The organism is Campylobacter sp. BCW_6464 (assembly GCF_001762775.1).
GTDB classification, from domain to species: Bacteria; Campylobacterota; Campylobacteria; order Campylobacterales; family Campylobacteraceae; genus Campylobacter_D; species Campylobacter_D jejuni.
Map to the genome: position 1 here is coordinate 52,273 of NZ_MJXM01000080.1, position 16,207 is coordinate 68,479.

At 29.7% G+C, this 16,207-nt stretch carries 16 protein-coding genes; 7 read left to right on the top strand and 9 right to left on the bottom strand.

The annotated features are described in order from the left end of the window. Positions 1–29: 29 nt before the first annotated feature. From AJ885_RS08910 to AJ885_RS08925, 4 genes are read left to right on the top strand one after another with little or no spacing between them, the layout of a single operon-like run. A complete protein-coding gene (locus AJ885_RS08910) occupies positions 30–656 on the top strand; it encodes a 5-formyltetrahydrofolate cyclo-ligase (protein WP_044779072.1) in 627 nt (208 codons plus the stop codon). Next, positions 577–2,130 carry a ribonuclease Y gene (gene rny / locus AJ885_RS08915; protein WP_002880580.1) on the top strand — a complete coding sequence of 518 codons (1,554 nt, stop codon included), beginning with the start codon at positions 577–579 and terminating at the stop codon, positions 2,128–2,130. The genes AJ885_RS08910 and rny overlap by 80 nt, the downstream gene beginning before the upstream one ends. Positions 2,131–2,138: 8 nt before the next feature. After that, positions 2,139–2,696 (top strand): DedA family protein, encoded by a 558-nt coding sequence (locus tag AJ885_RS08920; RefSeq protein ID WP_002880581.1) that lies wholly within the window; start codon positions 2,139–2,141, stop codon positions 2,694–2,696. Then, positions 2,696–3,955: a ComEC/Rec2 family competence protein gene (locus tag AJ885_RS08925; RefSeq protein ID WP_002880582.1), complete on the top strand. Its 1,260-nt coding sequence runs from the start codon at positions 2,696–2,698 to the stop codon at positions 3,953–3,955. Before AJ885_RS08920 ends, AJ885_RS08925 begins: the two co-directional genes overlap by 1 nt. Here AJ885_RS08925 and AJ885_RS08930 read toward each other — a convergent pair. Genes AJ885_RS08930 through AJ885_RS08940 form a run of 3 tightly spaced genes read right to left on the bottom strand, consistent with a single transcriptional unit; the run spans position 3,899 to position 6,819 of the window. Next, positions 3,899–4,705, bottom strand: a complete 807-nt coding sequence (locus AJ885_RS08930; RefSeq protein ID WP_052794865.1) for a YihY/virulence factor BrkB family protein — start codon at positions 4,703–4,705, stop codon at positions 3,899–3,901. The genes AJ885_RS08925 and AJ885_RS08930 overlap by 57 nt on opposite strands. Before the next feature lie 3 nt (positions 4,706–4,708). Continuing rightward, a complete protein-coding gene (locus AJ885_RS08935) occupies positions 4,709–6,091 on the bottom strand; it encodes an FAD-linked oxidase C-terminal domain-containing protein (RefSeq protein WP_002861914.1) in 1,383 nt (460 codons plus the stop codon). A 2-nt stretch (positions 6,092–6,093) separates the two neighbouring features. Beyond that, the gene (locus tag AJ885_RS08940; protein ID WP_002880584.1) at positions 6,094–6,819 is read right to left on the bottom strand and encodes a plasminogen-binding N-terminal domain-containing protein; all 726 of its coding nucleotides are present in this window, start codon (positions 6,817–6,819) and stop codon (positions 6,094–6,096) included. Positions 6,820–6,940: 121 nt separating this feature from the next. Here AJ885_RS08940 and AJ885_RS08945 point away from each other — a divergent pair, with 121 nt between their 5' ends. Continuing rightward, a complete protein-coding gene (locus AJ885_RS08945) occupies positions 6,941–8,101 on the top strand; it encodes a M23 family metallopeptidase (protein WP_002852845.1) in 1,161 nt (386 codons plus the stop codon). On the opposite strand, the gene AJ885_RS08950 is transcribed toward AJ885_RS08945, so the two are convergent. From AJ885_RS08950 to AJ885_RS08965, 4 genes are read right to left on the bottom strand one after another with little or no spacing between them, the layout of a single operon-like run. Continuing rightward, positions 8,098–8,301: a hypothetical protein gene (locus AJ885_RS08950; RefSeq protein ID WP_002853612.1), complete on the bottom strand. Its 204-nt coding sequence runs from the start codon at positions 8,299–8,301 to the stop codon at positions 8,098–8,100. The two genes, AJ885_RS08945 and AJ885_RS08950, sit on opposite strands and share 4 nt — an antisense overlap. 1 nt (position 8,302) lies before the next feature. Next, positions 8,303–8,983: a polyphenol oxidase family protein gene (locus AJ885_RS08955; protein ID WP_002880585.1), complete on the bottom strand. Its 681-nt coding sequence runs from the start codon at positions 8,981–8,983 to the stop codon at positions 8,303–8,305. Further along, the gene (locus tag AJ885_RS08960) at positions 8,947–9,558 is read right to left on the bottom strand and encodes a riboflavin synthase (RefSeq protein ID WP_002880586.1); all 612 of its coding nucleotides are present in this window, start codon (positions 9,556–9,558) and stop codon (positions 8,947–8,949) included. Before AJ885_RS08960 ends, AJ885_RS08955 begins: the two co-directional genes overlap by 37 nt. A gap of 8 nt (positions 9,559–9,566) precedes the next feature. Continuing rightward, entirely contained in the window at positions 9,567–12,107 is a 2,541-nt protein-coding gene (locus tag AJ885_RS08965) for a hypothetical protein (RefSeq protein ID WP_070281131.1), read from the bottom strand. 161 nt (positions 12,108–12,268) lie between these two features. Here AJ885_RS08965 and groES point away from each other — a divergent pair, with 161 nt between their 5' ends. Then, positions 12,269–12,529, top strand: a complete 261-nt coding sequence (groES, locus tag AJ885_RS08970; protein ID WP_002825273.1) for a co-chaperone GroES — start codon at positions 12,269–12,271, stop codon at positions 12,527–12,529. A gap of 19 nt (positions 12,530–12,548) precedes the next feature. After that, complete coding sequence (groL, locus tag AJ885_RS08975) at positions 12,549–14,186, top strand: chaperonin GroEL (RefSeq protein ID WP_002853460.1); 1,638 nt, start codon at positions 12,549–12,551, stop codon at positions 14,184–14,186. Between the two features lie 42 nt (positions 14,187–14,228). Here the strand turns inward: groL and dccS are convergent, their stop codons facing one another. Together dccS and dccR are read right to left on the bottom strand one after the other, a co-directional pair. Then, a complete protein-coding gene (gene dccS, locus AJ885_RS08980) occupies positions 14,229–15,419 on the bottom strand; it encodes a two-component system sensor histidine kinase DccS (protein ID WP_002880589.1) in 1,191 nt (396 codons plus the stop codon). Continuing rightward, positions 15,412–16,077 carry a two-component system response regulator DccR gene (gene dccR / locus AJ885_RS08985; RefSeq protein WP_002880590.1) on the bottom strand — a complete coding sequence of 222 codons (666 nt, stop codon included), beginning with the start codon at positions 16,075–16,077 and terminating at the stop codon, positions 15,412–15,414. Before dccR ends, dccS begins: the two co-directional genes overlap by 8 nt. Between the last annotated feature and the right edge of the window lie 130 nt (positions 16,078–16,207).

Genomic DNA, 16,207 nt, shown 5'->3' on the forward strand with positions numbered 1-16,207 from the left:
TAAGATAATATTTTTTTAAAGGCATATTAATGGAAAAAACAGATTTTAGAGCATTGCAAAAAATACGCCTTTTCAAACATTCAAAACTAAATTTCAAACAAGATTATAAGATATTTAAAGAATGTCTTAAAATAATAAAACTATTTAAAGCTAAAAATATTTTAATTTTTATTCCTTTGCATTATGAACCAAACTTAATAAAATTTCGCCATATTCTTAATAAAAATTACAAACTTTTTGTTCCATTTATGCAAGATAAAAGTTTAAAAATTGTAAAATTAAGATTGCCTTTTATTAAAAAAAGGTTTGGGGTTTTAGAGCCTATAGATTCTTTTTTTAAAGCAAAAATTGATTTAGCTATTGTGCCTGTAATTGGCGTCGATAAAAATTTAAAAAGAATAGGACATGGGCAAGGTTTTTATGATAGATTTTTTGAAAATTTAAATTACAAACCTCATATAATATTTGTCCAAAGTATAGATGCTTTAAGTCAAAATAATCTAACACAAAAGCATGATATTTCAGGAAAATTATACATAAACCCTTATAAAAAATATTACAAGAAAGAAAGAAAAAATGATAGAATCACTTATCGCATTTATAGCCGCTATAGTCGGACTCGGTATAGGATATTTAGTTGCAAAAAAAATCAATGATGCCAAATATGAAATTTTCGTAGAGCAAGCTAAAGCTAAAGCCAAAGCTATAGAATACGAAGCAGAGCTTATTTTAAAAGATGCAAAAAATTCAATTCTTAATGCAGAATTAGAAGTTAAAAAAAAATATGAAGAAAAAACTCACAAAATTCAAAAAGATTTTAATCAAAAATTTGATGATCTTTCTAAAAAAGAACAAAAACTTCAGCAAGAAGAAGAAAAACTAAAAGAAGATAAAGAATACCTTTGCAAGTCACAAAAACACATTCAAGACTTACAATCTGATGTTGATAAATTAAAAAATAAATATCAAGAAAAACTTGACGATGTTTTAAAAATTTTAGAACATTCTACAGGACTTACACAAAATGAAGCTAAAGCAATCATTCTTAAAAAAGTAGAAGAAAATTCTCGCGAGCAAATTGCACATATAGTAAGAAAATATGAAGAAGAAGCAAAAAATGAAGCCAAAAGAAAAGCTAATTTCATCATTGCTCAAGCTACCTCTCGTTTTGCAGGTGAATTTGCGGCTGAAAGACTTATCAATGTTATTAACATTAAAAACGATGAACTTAAAGGACGTATCATTGGTAAAGAAGGACGCAATGTTAAAACCCTAGAAATGGTTTTAGGTGTTGATATTATCATCGATGACACACCAGGTGCTATTATAGTAAGTTGCTTTAATCTTTATCGCCGTGCTATTGCTACAAAAGTTATAGAGCTTTTAGTTGAAGATGGCAGAATTCAACCCGCGCGCATAGAAGAAATTCACGAAAAAGTATGCAAAGAATTTGATAGCGCTATTCTAGAAGAAGGAGAAACCATAGTTATGGATCTAGGCTTAAATAAAATACACCCTGAAATTGTAAAACTCATAGGGAAACTCAAATACCGAGCAAGCTATGGACAAAACGCTTTAGCACATTCTTTGGAAGTGGCTCACCTTGCAGGAATCATTGCTGCTGAATGTGGTGGAGATGAGAATTTAGCGCGTCGCGCGGGAATTTTACATGATATAGGAAAAGCATTAACCCATGATTTTGAAGGATCTCATGTGGATTTAGGTGCAGAACTTTGCAAACGCTATAAAGAGCATCCTGTAGTAATCAATGCTATTTACGCACACCATGGACACGAAGAAGCTACAAGCATAGAATCAGCAGCTGTTTGTGCAGCAGACACTTTAAGTGCTGCACGACCTGGAGCTAGAAGAGAAGTGTTAGAAGCTTTCTTAAGAAGAGTCAGTGAGCTAGAAGATATCGCTAAAAGTAAAGAAGGAATTAAAAATGCCTATGCAATCAATGCCGGAAGAGAAATTCGCGTCATAGCCAATGCTCAGCTTGTTAATGATGATGAAAGTGTACTTTTGGCTAAGGAAATAGCAGCTGAAATTCAAGAAAAAATGCAATATCCTGGTGAAATTAAAGTCAATGTTATACGTGAACTTAGAGCTGTAGAATACGCTAAATAAGGTTTATTATGCAAGATATGATTGATACTTTAATAAAATATGGTTATATTGTTTTATTCTTTTATTCTTTAGGGGGTGGAATGGTTGGAATTTTAGCTGCAGGAGTTTTAAGTTCTCAAGGAAAAATGGATCTTATTTTTTGCATTGCTCTTGCTTTTATTGCTAATACCATAGGTTCAACTTTGCTTTTTATACTTGGAAAATATTATAAAAAAGATATTATGCCTTATTTTAAAAAACACCGACGCAAGCTAGCCCTTGCTATGATGAAAACAAAACAACACGGAATTATTTTACTTGTAACTCAAAAATTTATTTATGGTTTAAAAACTTTCATTCCCATAGCTGCAGGTATGGCAAAATATAATTTTATTAAATTTTTTATTATCAATACTCTAGCTAGTTTGGCATGGGCTATTGTTCTAGGTTTTGCTGCTTATACTTTTGGGTATGTTATTGAAGCAATTTTTGATAAACTGAGTTTATATCCTTATGCTGCTCCTTTATTTTTATTATTTTTAGCTGGAATAATTTGGCTTTATTTAAGTAAATTTTCCAAAAAATAATGTCTCTATGGAATTCTTTTTTTTACTCTTTTAAAGAATTTCATTATTTATTTTTATCTGTTGTTATTATTTTTATTTTTAATATCCTTTTAGAATATAATAATTTTTTAAACTTTAAAAACCAAAAACATTACTTTATAAATAACGCTCTATTAACGCACCAATATACAAAATATAATAAAAAAAATAAAAAATACTGGGTTTTAAAGCTACAAACTGAAAACTTCACTTTTTATACTACAAGTTTTAAGGATTTAAATTTAAGCAAGAATCAACTTTTAAGCCTTAGAATTATCACCCATAATATTAACTTTAAAGACTATCTGAGCAAAAGTTTTTACGCACCTTCTTATGATTTTGAAAAATTAAAAGAAAAAGAATACAATCCCATTATATCTTACTTCTTAAATCAACATACAAATGAAAAAATTAAAGAATTTTATGGTGCTTTATTTTTTGCACTGCCCATATCTTTAGAGCTTAGAAACGATGTAAATTACTACGGCATAGCACACCTTATAGCAATTAGCGGTTATCACATAGGCTTGCTTTTTAGTTTAATTTTCTTTATTTTAGCTCCAATTTATAGTTTTTTCCAAAAAAGATATTTTCCTTATAGAAATTTACGTTTAGATTTAAGTATTTTAATTTTTACACTACTTTTAGCTTATGCTTGTTTAATAGGATTTGTCCCTTCTTTTGTGCGCTCCTTAATTATGGCTTTTTGGGTTTTTTATCTATTGTGTAAAAATATAAAAATTATTAATTTCTTTACGCTTTTTTGTAGTATTTTATTATGCATTTCTCTTTACCCTAGACTTTTATTTAGCATTGGATTTTTATTTTCTATTTTAGGTGTTTTTTATATTTTTTTATATATGCATCATTTTGCAAATAAATTTAATAATCTTATAAATATTATTTTGCTTAATATTTGGACTTTTTTTGCTATGGTTTTACCTGTGCTTTATTTTTTTCCACTTATAAGCTACCAACAAATTTTAGGTATTATTTTGAGTGGAATTTTTGTAATATTTTATCCTTTAGTATTATTTTTGCATCTTATAAACTATGGAGATTTGCTCAATTTTATCTTAGATGAATTTTTTAAATTTAAAATTTATGGAACTAATATCCATATCCCATTTTGGATTTTTATAAGTTATCTTATTGCTTCTTTAATCTCTGTACGATTTAAATATCTAGCTTTTCTTTGTATTTTTGCGAATTTTATTCCCTTCATTATGATTGTAATTTAGAAAATAATAGAGTTTAAGCCCAAAAAGATAAATAATCCAAGAAATATAAATCCAAATAAAAAAGAATAAAATAGTAGAAAAAGATCCATAAACACTAGCGTATGTTTTATTATATACCACATAATATACAAATAAATTTTTTCCTATATACCAAATAGCACCCGCTCCAAAAGATACTAAAGCTAAACTTCTAAGAGTTCCCTTATGAACAGAACTTGAATAAGATATAAAAAATAAACCCCAAATAATTACAAAGGGTAAAATTTCAAAAAAATTAAACCCTATTTTATAATCATCTAAAGTTTGTTGGATAAAACCTGAAATATAAAAACTAAGCCCAAGCCCTAAAGGAACAAGAGTTAAAAGAGTCCAATAAGAACTAATGCTTTGCCAAAGTCCTTTAGGTTCATTTTTAGTAATACGATTGATTACAAAATCATAGCCTGAAAAAAAAGCTAAAGAAGTAAATGCCATAGCAATAAGACCTACAATACCCAAATTTACACTATTTTTTAAAAAAGTATCGATGTAAGTAGCAACAACATCTTGTTGCGTTGGTATTAAAAAAGCAAAAATTACTTGCTTTGCTTTTTCATAATAAGCTTTAAAACTAGAAATTTGCGTAAAAACAGAAAAACATACAAATAAAATAGGTATTAAAGATAATACAGTATAAAAACTAAGCGCTGCTGCATAATTTAAAATTTCCTTATCACGCAAATTTAGCAAAATAGTAAAAAAATTTTTCAACTTCTAAAGTCCCATTTTAAAAGGATTTAGTATATTATTTGGATCAAAAGCTTTTTTAATATTTCTCATTAAATTCATTTCGGCTTCAGAAAAAGCTAAATTCATAAAAGGTGCTTTAGAGAGTCCGATACCATGCTCTCCGCTTAAAGTTCCTCCAAGTTTCACTGTTAATTTAAAAATCTCTTCCACAGCTTCATAGCCTTTTTTCACTTGCTCTTGATCATTTTTATCAGGAACCATCACATTAGTATGCACATTTCCATCCCCTGTATGCCCAAAACAAGGAATTTTAAAACCATATCTTTTAGAAATCTCATCTATACCTTCAAGCAAGGCAGGTAGTTTAGAACGCGGAACTGTAATATCTTCATTAAGTTTTAAAGTTCCATACATGGCAATGCTTTGAGAACAATTTCTTCTAGCAAACCAAATATCTGCGGCTTCTTGTTCGTCTTTTGCTATTTTAAATTCACTAGCTCCAGCTTCTAAAAAATAATGTTCTAAATTTCTTAAATCCTCATCAATAGCTTCTTTAACATTACCATCCACATCAGCAATCAAAATAGCGCCAGCTTCTATAGGCAAACCTTTATTAAATTTACTCTCAACCGCTCTAATGCTAAGATTGTCTAAAAATTCCATAGATACAGGACTTACACCGCTAGCAAGACTTTTGTAAACCGCATTCATAGCACTTTTTACACTTGGAAAAATAGCAAAAGCGGTTTTTTTGAATTTAGGTAAAGGCATTAATTTTAAAGTAAGCTCACTTAAAACTGCCAAAGAACCTTCACTAGCGATTAAAATTCCTGCCAAATTATAACCTGCCACATCTTTAATAGTGCGTTTTCCTGCACGAATGATTTCTCCGCTAGGCAAAACAGCCCTTAAAGCCATCACATAATCTTTTGTAATGCCATATTTTGCAGCTCTCATTCCCCCAGCATTTTCGCTTACATTACCCCCTAAGCTAGAATACTCCATACTAGCAGGATCAGGTGGATAAAAAAGCCCGTATTTGGCTACTTCTTTTTGTAAATGTATATTAATAACCCCAGGTTGCACAACAGCCACTAAATTTTCAAGATCAATTTCCAAAATTTTATTCATATGCTTTTCAAAAGCAAGCACCACACCGCCATTAACAGCTAAAGCTCCTCCTGTAAAACCAGATCCTGAGCCTCGTGGTATGACTATGATATTATTTTCATTGCAAAATTTTAAAATTTGAGCAATATCTTCTTCATTTCTTGGAAAAAGAACCCCATCGGGTAAATAATGTTTTTTTGTCGCATCATAGCTATAAGCTCTTTTGTGAATTTCATCAAAATAAGCGTTTTCTTCTCCTAAAAATCGTTTAAAATATTGTTCAAATTCTTTTTTCATGTTTATTGCACCTTAGGAAGATTAATCAAAGCATCATAATACCTATAATAATTTCCTATTTCTTGAGAGTTAAAATCAAAAAAATTACTTTTATATCCACCTATACGAGAATAAAAAGGAACCTGAACGCTAGTTGGCTTGCTTATAGGCACTTCATAAAGCTTATTAAAATCTTGACAATCTACAACTTCTGCTTGATTTTCCAAAGCCACAACCAAAATGCCAACCGCATTATCATCACAAAATTGCCTAAAATCTGAACGCTTAGGAGAAAGAGTGGCCGTTCTAATTAATTGTGCTCCAAAAATGTCAATATGGGTAAAATATATCTGCGGAAATTCTCTAACAAGTTCATTATAAGTTTGTTCATCAGGAGCAATTACCAATCCTCTATCATAAAGAAAATTTAAAACAACCTCATCACCTACTTCAGGCAAAACATTTGGCAAAGGCAAAGCATCTTGCTTAAGAGCTGAAAAAACACTAAATTCTAATTTCGCTAAACCATCTTTTTTATCTATGACACTTGCCCTAGCTATGATACTTTGCGAATTTTTAAAGCGCTGTATTACCACACCACTTGAATAAAGCTTTATATCATCACTGTCTTTAATATAACCATAAATATCATCAACTTTTACAAGTTCACTTTTTATAGGTTTTAAATCAAATCCAACCGCAAAGAGGCTAAGGTTTAAAGCTAAAAAACACACTATAGTTTTAAACAAATTTGCTCCTTAAATAAAAATTTATAGAATTATAATCCTTTTTTGTTAAGCAATTGTAAGAAAAATAAAGTAAAATATAGCTTTTAAATTTCAAAATTCTTTTAAAAATTAAGGTTATCTCATGAAAAAATTATTACTTTTATTTATTTTTGTTGTTCAAAGTTTTGCAGCTTTAAGTGTTGAAGAGCTAACTTGGGATAATGGAGATACCTTGCTTAAATTCTTACAAAGAAATTCCATACCTATGTCGCTTTATTATGGACTTGATAGAGAAGATCAAGAACTTGCTTCTGATATAGCCTATAAAATAAAATATCAAGTTTTAAAAGATGAAAACAACAACATAGAACAAGTTTTAATTCCAATTAGTGATGATTTACAAATTCATATCTATAAAGATAAAGATGGACAATACACTCTTGCTTTTACTCCTGTATCTTATCAAAAAGAAGATAGAATTTTACATTTAACCATTAAAAGCTCTGCTTATCAAGATGTCTATGAAGAAAGCGGTAGCAGTACTTTAGCTCGTGCTATGGTTCGTGCTTTTCGAGGAAGTATAAATTTTCGCAATATCCAAAAAGGTGATGAAGTAACCCTATATTATGAACAAAAAAGACGCATGGGTAAACTTTGGGGTGATATAAATATAAAAATGGCAATGGTAGAAATCAATAAAAGCGCTAGAGAAGTCTTTTCTTATAATGATATATTCTATGATCGCGATGGCAAAGAATTAGAATCTTTTTTACTTACAAAACCTGTGAACTACACTAGAATTTCCTCTCCTTTTACAACAGCAAGATATCATCCTATATTAAAACGCTATCGCGCCCATCTTGGTATAGACTATGCTGCACCTACTGGAACTCCTGTAAAAAGTGCTGGCAAAGGAGTAGTAACCTTTATAGGCACAAAAGGTGGTTATGGAAATGTAATTCAAATCAAGCATGACTCAGGTTATATGACTTTATATGCTCATCTTAGTCGTTTTGCAAAAATTAAAAACGGACAAAAGGTAAATCAAGGACAAGTAATTGCATATGTTGGTTCAACAGGTATGAGCACAGGTCCTCATTTGCATTTTGGAGTATATTTAAATAATAAAGCCATAAATCCTGCATCTGTTGTAAAAATCGCCAAATCAGAACTTAGTGGAAAAGCGAAAGAGAATTTTAAACATATCATAGCTGGATACGAGCAGGTTGTTAAAGAAGCCCTAGCCTCGAATCAACCTAATCCTCCAAAAGAAGAAGATTTTGAAAACTATATAGAATTTTAATTACTCAACAACGCTTTATCTTTTGCATTGATTAAAGAATTTAGAAGAGTTGCAAGCTCTTCTTTTTCTTTTTCATTAATTTCACAAAAATCCGCATCAATCAATTGTTTCACCAAAGCTTCATTTAGCAAATCCCCATCGCCAAATTCTCTAGCTTTTTGAATGATTTTTAACACTCTTAAATCTTTTCTTTCGTACATTTTAATCCTTTAAATAAACCACACTCACAAAACGCTTAGTCGTTTTATCTCGACGATAAGAAAAAAAACTCTCATCATCAAAGCTACAAATTCCACAATCTTTAATATTTTCAATGCCTAAATTTTGCGCTTGAAATTTTACTAAAGCTTTTAAATCAAGTTTATCGTCTTGAACAAATTCTTTAAATTCTTTTTTAGCAAATTCTAAAATTTCTCCATCTATTTCATAATTTTTAGCACAAATTCCAGGCAGGATAAAAAGATGAAATTTATTTTTATCTAAATGTGAATTTTGCATAGCAATTTGATCAACGCATTCTTTTAGGATATTTTCAAAGCTTCCTTTTCTACCTGAATGCAAAGCTGCTATAATGCCACTTTCATGATATAAAATTAAAGGCAAACAATCCGCACTTAAAACACAAAGAGCAGTATTTTTTTCCTTACTTATAAGCCCATCACAACTGAGATTTTTTAAATTTTTATCATAAATAATAACTTTATGAGAGTGAATTTGATCCATAAAAACACATTTTTCAATGTCTTTAAAACCTAAATGAGAAAATAAATTCTCATTATGAATTTTAGCCCTAAAAACATTATAATCCTTATCAAAAGCACAAAAAATACCGACTTTATCATTTTCTAATAAAGATAAGAAATTCTTTCCACTTCTTCCCATGATAATCCTTTGTTTTTGCCTTGTAATTGTGCATAAATATAACGAGCAAGCAAATCACTTTCTATGTTGATTTTTCTACCTACTTGATAGTCTTTAAAAAGCGTTTCTTTAAAGGTAATAGGAATAATAGTAAGCCTAATACCATTTTTTAAAATTTCATTGATAGTAAGACTTACTCCATCAACACCTATACTTCCTTTTTCTGCCATAAATTTCATAGCTTCTTTAGGTAAAGATATATGAAAATCTACTCCATTTTCATCTTTTTGAATTTTTTCAAGTGTGCCAATAAAATCAATATGTCCTTGCATAAGATGTCCATCAATTCTATCACCGTATCTTAAAGCAGATTCTATATGAACTTTATCTTTTAAATTTTCTATAGCTATATGAGTGCGACTTTCACGAGAAAGCTCCACTTCAAAACCTCCCTTATAAAGTTTTGTCACACTCAAACAAGCTCCATTCACAGCTATACTATCGCCAAGATTTGGGCGATATTTTGCTTTTAAACTTAAAGTATTGTTTTGATAAGATTGAACTTTAGCAATTTCTCTTATGAGTCCATTAAACATTTTTTACCTTAAAAAATCTTATTTAATAATTTATTTACCGCTTTATCTACTTTATCGCCTGTACTTTTAGCACCATCACTCACACCACCACCTACTACATTTTTAATAGAATTTAACACACTTCCTGCATTTAAATTTACTTTAGGGTTTTCCGTAGTTCCTGTAATGCTTCCTTTAAAATTGGCTCTATCGAGTTTAATATCAAAAGGCAAATTTAAAGCCCCGCTTTTAGAATTTAAAGCTCCTGATTGTACTAAAATATAAGAACGATCTGCTTGCATATTAAGATCAAGTTTGATATTTTCTTTTTTAATCAAAGCTTTAGCATTAACAGTGCGATAAACATCATTTGTAATATCTTTTAGCGTTAAAATTTTTAAAGCATTGGTAATAAGATTTGGTTTTAATTTACCCTCTTTCATGTCCAAATTAACCTCGCCTTCTTCGCTTAAAAGATTGTAATTTGCCTTCACATCTGCCTTGCCTTGATAAACATCCATAAAGTCCAAACTTTGAGCTAGACTACTTAAATCCACTCCATTTAAATCAGCAAGCAAAAGGTTATTTTTAAGTGTGCTTTGAAGCTTCCCTTCAAATAAATTTGGACTATTTACAACAAAATTTAAACTCTTATCAAAACCTACCTTTCCATTAAATTCTGCCTTACCTTTAAGTTTTCTATCCAACAAAAAGCCTAGTTTTGAAAAATCATTTATCTTTAGACTAAAATCCGAATTTAAAAGCATTTTGCCTATATCAAAACTTCCTTGTAGTTTTGTAAGATCAGCTAAAGATGAATTTAAAACGGAATCAAATTGAGCGATATTGTTTTTAAAATTAATTTTGGTATTTAAATCATAACTTGTATTGTTTGGAAAATTTTTATTTAAAATTTTACTTAAAGTTGCAGCATTTAATATACCTTTAGCTTCTAAATTTGCTTTACCATTAAGGTTGTTAAAATCGATATTATCTAAATTAACTTTTGCATTAACAATCCCACTGGCATAATTTGGCATACCTGCTATAACAAAAAGTTTAGATAAATCAAGTTTATCAATGTTTAAATCAAGTTTTTTACCATTTGAATCAACCTTGATTACACCATCTGCCAAATTTGCATTTGCATTTAAATTTTGTATTTGAGTGCCTATAATATGAGCTTTTGCAGTAAGATCTGCCTTACCTTGTAATTTTTGTCCTGCTGTAGCACTAAACTGAGACAAGTCATCAATAAAAGCATTTAAATCTGTATTTAACTCACTATTTTTTAAATTATAAGTTCCTTGAAGTTTTTTAATATTAAGCAAATTTGAAGCAAGTAAAGCATTGTAAGAAATATTGCTATTTTTTGCATTTGCTTTAGTATCAAGACTAAAAATTGTATTTGGAAGTTCTATTTTGGCTATTTTTTTAAGCTCATTGGTGTTAATCTTTGCATTGTTTATTTTTGCTTCAAGATCGAAATTAGAAAAATCTAAATCCGCATTTAGAAGTTTAGCATTTAAATTTCCAGAAACCAAAGCTCCATATCCTGCAAGAGCTAATAATTTTTCCAAACTTACTTCATTAATATCTGCAAAAATTTTATTATTTTTCAAACTTGCCTTTACCTCTCCACCAAGTCCGATAACTTGAGCATTTAAACTTGATAAGGCATTATTTACAACACTTGTTTGACCTATCACACCCAAACTACCATTTAGTCTAGTTTTTGTAAGTTTTTCAAGCTTTGCAAGAGAAGGAATACTTAAATTAAAATCAGTACTTAAAGCATTCTTGCTAATATCATAAAGAGTTTTTTGAGTTTGTAAGTTAAGATAATCATTGTAAATTTTACTTACAGCATAAATCTTATCTTCTTTAACATTGGCCAAAATTTCTGCTTTAGGATTAGAATTTAAAGGCAAGTCTAAAGAAAAATCTTTTTTTATCGCCTCATAGTTTATATAACTTGTATCAAGTTTTATGATAATATTTCCATCAGGTTTTAAATTCTGTGCTGAAATTTTTGCTTGAGCATTTAAAAAACCTTTAGCGTAACTAGGGTAAGATAAAAGATGAAGTATTTCTTCTACCTTAAGATTTTGCGCATCTAAATTTAAAGCAATAGGATTGTAATTATACATTCTTGCATTTAAAAGTACATTTGAACCTAATAAATAACCTTTTCCATCTAAAGTAAAATCACTTGCTTTACCTTGAATCTTACCGCCAAAAGAAAGGTTTTGATTTAAATTTAAACCTAAATTTTTAGCATAATTTTGATTTAAAGAAATAAGATAGTCAAAATCAAATCCAAGCTTAAAAGGACTCAAAGCTCCCTTGAGATTGAAATCTGCCATATTTGCGATATTTGCTTGCAGTTTAAGACTTGAAAAACGCAAAGTAAAATGCGTGATATTTACGTCTAATCCCGCACTTTCTTTGATCTTTTTTTGCGCTATATTTACCACTATATTATTACCAAAACTTGTGAAAAGTATGGTATAAATAGCAATTAAAAGCACAACAACAAAAGCTATAACTCCATAAAAAATCTTTTTCATTTTTATCCTTTAGTTTATTTTATAAAATAACTTTAGTCTATAAAACTAAACTTTTATAAATATTTTAATTTAAAGTATTGACAAAATTCATTTTTTATAGTATGATTTTATCACTCTAAATAAAAGAGTGCTAAAATCAATATTTTTAAGGATGGACAAAAATGAATTTTCAACCTTTAGGAAAGCGTGTTCTAGTTAAACGCGTTGAAGAAACCAAAACAACAGCCTCAGGCATAATTATACCAGATAATGCTAAAGAAAAGCCTTTAATGGGTGAAGTAGTGGCAGTAAGTAAAGAAATCACTGATATTGCAAATGGTGATAAAATCGTGTTTGCTAAATACGGTGGAACAGAAATTAAACTTGATAATAATGAATATTTAGTTTTAAATTTAGATGATATCTTAGGAATTTTAAAATAATTTATAAAAAGGATAAAAAATGGCAAAAGAAATTATTTTTTCAGATGAAGCAAGAAATAAACTTTATGAGGGCGTTAAAAAACTTAATGACGCGGTAAAAGTAACTATGGGGCCAAGAGGACGCAATGTTTTAATCCAAAAAAGCTTTGGTGCTCCAAGCATTACTAAAGATGGCGTAAGTGTTGCTAAAGAAGTAGAACTTAAAGACAGTCTTGAAAATATGGGTGCTTCACTTGTAAGAGAAGTAGCAAGCAAAACAGCTGATCAAGCAGGGGATGGAACAACTACTGCAACGGTTTTAGCTCATGCAATTTTCAAAGAAGGTTTAAGAAATATCACAGCAGGTGCAAATCCTATTGAAGTAAAACGCGGTATGGATAAGGCTTGCGAAGCTATAGTAGGCGAACTTAAAAAACTTTCTCGCGAAGTAAAAGATAAAAAAGAAATTGCACAAGTTGCTACAATCTCAGCCAACTCTGATGAAAAAATCGGAAATTTAATCGCTGATGCTATGGAAAAAGTGGGCAAAGATGGTGTTATCACTGTTGAAGAGGCAAAATCAATCAATGATGAATTAAATGTAGTTGAAGGTATGCAATTTGACAGAGGTTATTTAAGCCCTTATTTTATCACTAATGCAGAAAAAATGACAGTAGAGCTTTCAAGCCCTTATATCCTGCTTTTTGATAAAAAAATTGCAAATTTAAAAGATTTATTACCGGTTTTAGAACAAATTCAAAAAACAGGCAAGCCACTTTTAATTATCGCTGAAGATATTGAAGGTGAAGCGCTTGCAACTTTGGTTGTAAATAAACTTCGCGGTGTTCTTAATATTTCAGCCGTAAAAGCTCCAGGTTTTGGCGATAGAAGAAAAGCTATGCTTGAAGATATAGCGATTTTAACAGGCGGAGAAGTGATTTCTGAAGAACTTGGAAGAACTCTTGAAAGTGCGACCATACAAGATCTTGGACAAGCTTCTAGCGTAATTATCGATAAAGACAATACAACCATAGTAAATGGCGCAGGTGAAAAAGCAAATATCGATGCAAGAGTAAATCAAATCAAAGCACAAATTGCTGAAACAACTTCAGATTATGACAGAGAAAAACTACAAGAAAGACTTGCAAAATTAAGCGGTGGTGTTGCAGTGATTAAAGTAGGTGCAGCAACTGAAACTGAAATGAAAGAGAAAAAAGATCGTGTTGATGATGCTTTAAGTGCTACTAAAGCAGCAGTTGAAGAAGGTATAGTAATTGGTGGTGGTGCAGCACTTATCAAAGCAAAAGCTAAAATCAAACTTGATCTACAAGGTGATGAAGCAATTGGCGCAGCTATCGTTGAAAGAGCTTTAAGAGCACCTTTAAGACAAATTGCTGAAAATGCAGGCTTTGATGCAGGTGTGGTTGTAAATAGCGTAGAAAATGCTAAAGATGAAAACACAGGATTTGATGCTGCAAAAGGTGAATATGTTAATATGCTTGAAAGTGGAATTATCGACCCTGTTAAAGTAGAAAGAGTAGCTTTACTCAATGCAGTTTCTGTAGCTAGTATGCTTTTAACCACAGAAGCAACAATTAGTGAAATTAAAGAAGATAAACCTGCTATGCCGGATATGAGCGGTATGGGCGGAATGGGTGGTATGGGCGGAATGATGTAATATCTGCTCTAACCTCTTATCAGCAAGAAAAATTCTTGCTGATTACCAATTTAATTTAAAAACACTCCCTTGATTTTCTACAGATTCGCAAATAATCTTAATATCATTATCATCACAAACTTTTTTTACTAAAGAAAGCCCTATACCAAATCCTCCTTGATCGGTATTAAATCTTGTATATCTATCAAAAATTTGATTTAAATTTGACTTTGAAATTCCACAACCTGTATCCGCAATACTTAAAAAATTGGCTTTCAAAATTATAGAAATTACTCCACCTTTTTTATTGTATTTAATAGCATTGCTTATAAGATTATCAATCAATTTAGAAATTTGATTTTTAGGGGCAAAAATATTTGCTTGATTTAAATCAAGCTTTAGTGTAATTTTTTTTTGCTCAAAAAATACTTTAAAATATTCCAATCTTTCTTCAAGTAGCATTCTTAAATCAAATTTTTGTTTTTCTGTTTCTAAGGTATTAGGAAAATTATAAAAAACAAGATCAGAATACACTTGAGATAAACTTTTTGCAGCAAGCTTAATCCTTGCAAATTTAGCATTATCTCCTAAATTTTGATGATCAAGTTGTTCTATACTCATCAAAATAATACTTAATGGGGTATTGAGTTCATGAGTTGAATCTTTAATAAAACGATTTAGTGTGCTGATTTTATCCTCTAAAGGCTTTAGAGCAATTTTTACTAGAATATAAGATATTAAGCCCAATATGAAAAAAGCCATAATAGCAAAACCAAAAACTTTCGTTCTAATCCAAAAAAGATCTTTACCAACATCTTCACCCTGTATTAAAATTTGCAAACCATCGTTAGTATTTACTTCTTCATTGCTAGAATGTCTTAAAAAATAATGATCTGCACTCATAGGAGCAAGAAAAAAAACCTTATTATCACAAATACCTCTACCTTTAAGCTCTATCTTTGCCTTTCTTAAATCAAAATCTATATTACTAAAAACAATCTTTTTAGCATCAAATATAGCAAATTTTAATGCTGTGCTTTGAGCAATATTTTTTGCACTTATATCTATAGGGGTAAAACGAGAATTTAAGATGCTTATAACAATATTTCTATGATTTTCTCTCAAAGTGGCACCCTTTAAAACAACCAATTCTTCATATAATTTTTGATACCATAATGCAAAAAAAATAGTTAAAAAAATACCTGTAGTTGTTAGGTAGATTAATAAAATTTGCCTAATGACTTTTTTAGCCATAGCAATATCCCCTGCCTCTTTGATTTATAATTTTTTCTTTTCCTAAAATTTTACGTAAATTTTTCACATAAGCCCTTAAACTTAGCTCACTAGGCTCTTCATCATAATCCCAGAGTTCTTCAAAAATTCTCTCTGTGCTTAAAAAGTTGTTTTTATTTTTAAGTAATAAAGACAAAAGCTTAATTTCTTTACTCGGTAAAGTCAAGGCTTTATTATTATAGTAAAGAATTTGTGTAGTAAATTCAAATCTAAATCCATCCCCTAAATCTTCAAAATCTTCATTTTTATGTGAAAAAGCTCTTTTAAGCAAAGCTTTAACCCTAATAGATAACTCGGTAAGTTCAAAAGGTTTTTTTATATAATCATCACAACCTGCATCAAAGCCTTGTTTTAAATCGTTTGTTGTGTTTAAAGAAGTCATGAAAATTGCTGGGGTTTGCTTTCCGCTTTTTCTTAATTCTTTAAGCAATGAAAATCCATCTCCTAAAGGAACTTTTACATCTAAAATCCAAAGATCAAAATATCTTTCATAAGCTATATCTAAAGCTTCTTGCGCATTATTGCATAAAAATACTTCATATCCTTCATCATTTAAAAACTCTTCAATGATCTCACTCAAACTCAAATCATCTTCTAAAAGTAAAATTTTAGCAGCCATAATTTAAATCTTTCTAATTTCAAATCTCTTAAAATATATATCATTGTATCAAAATTCCTATCAATTATTTAATAAAATTTCATTTTTATTTAATTTATTTTTATCTATAATCCTTTTATATAAATAAATT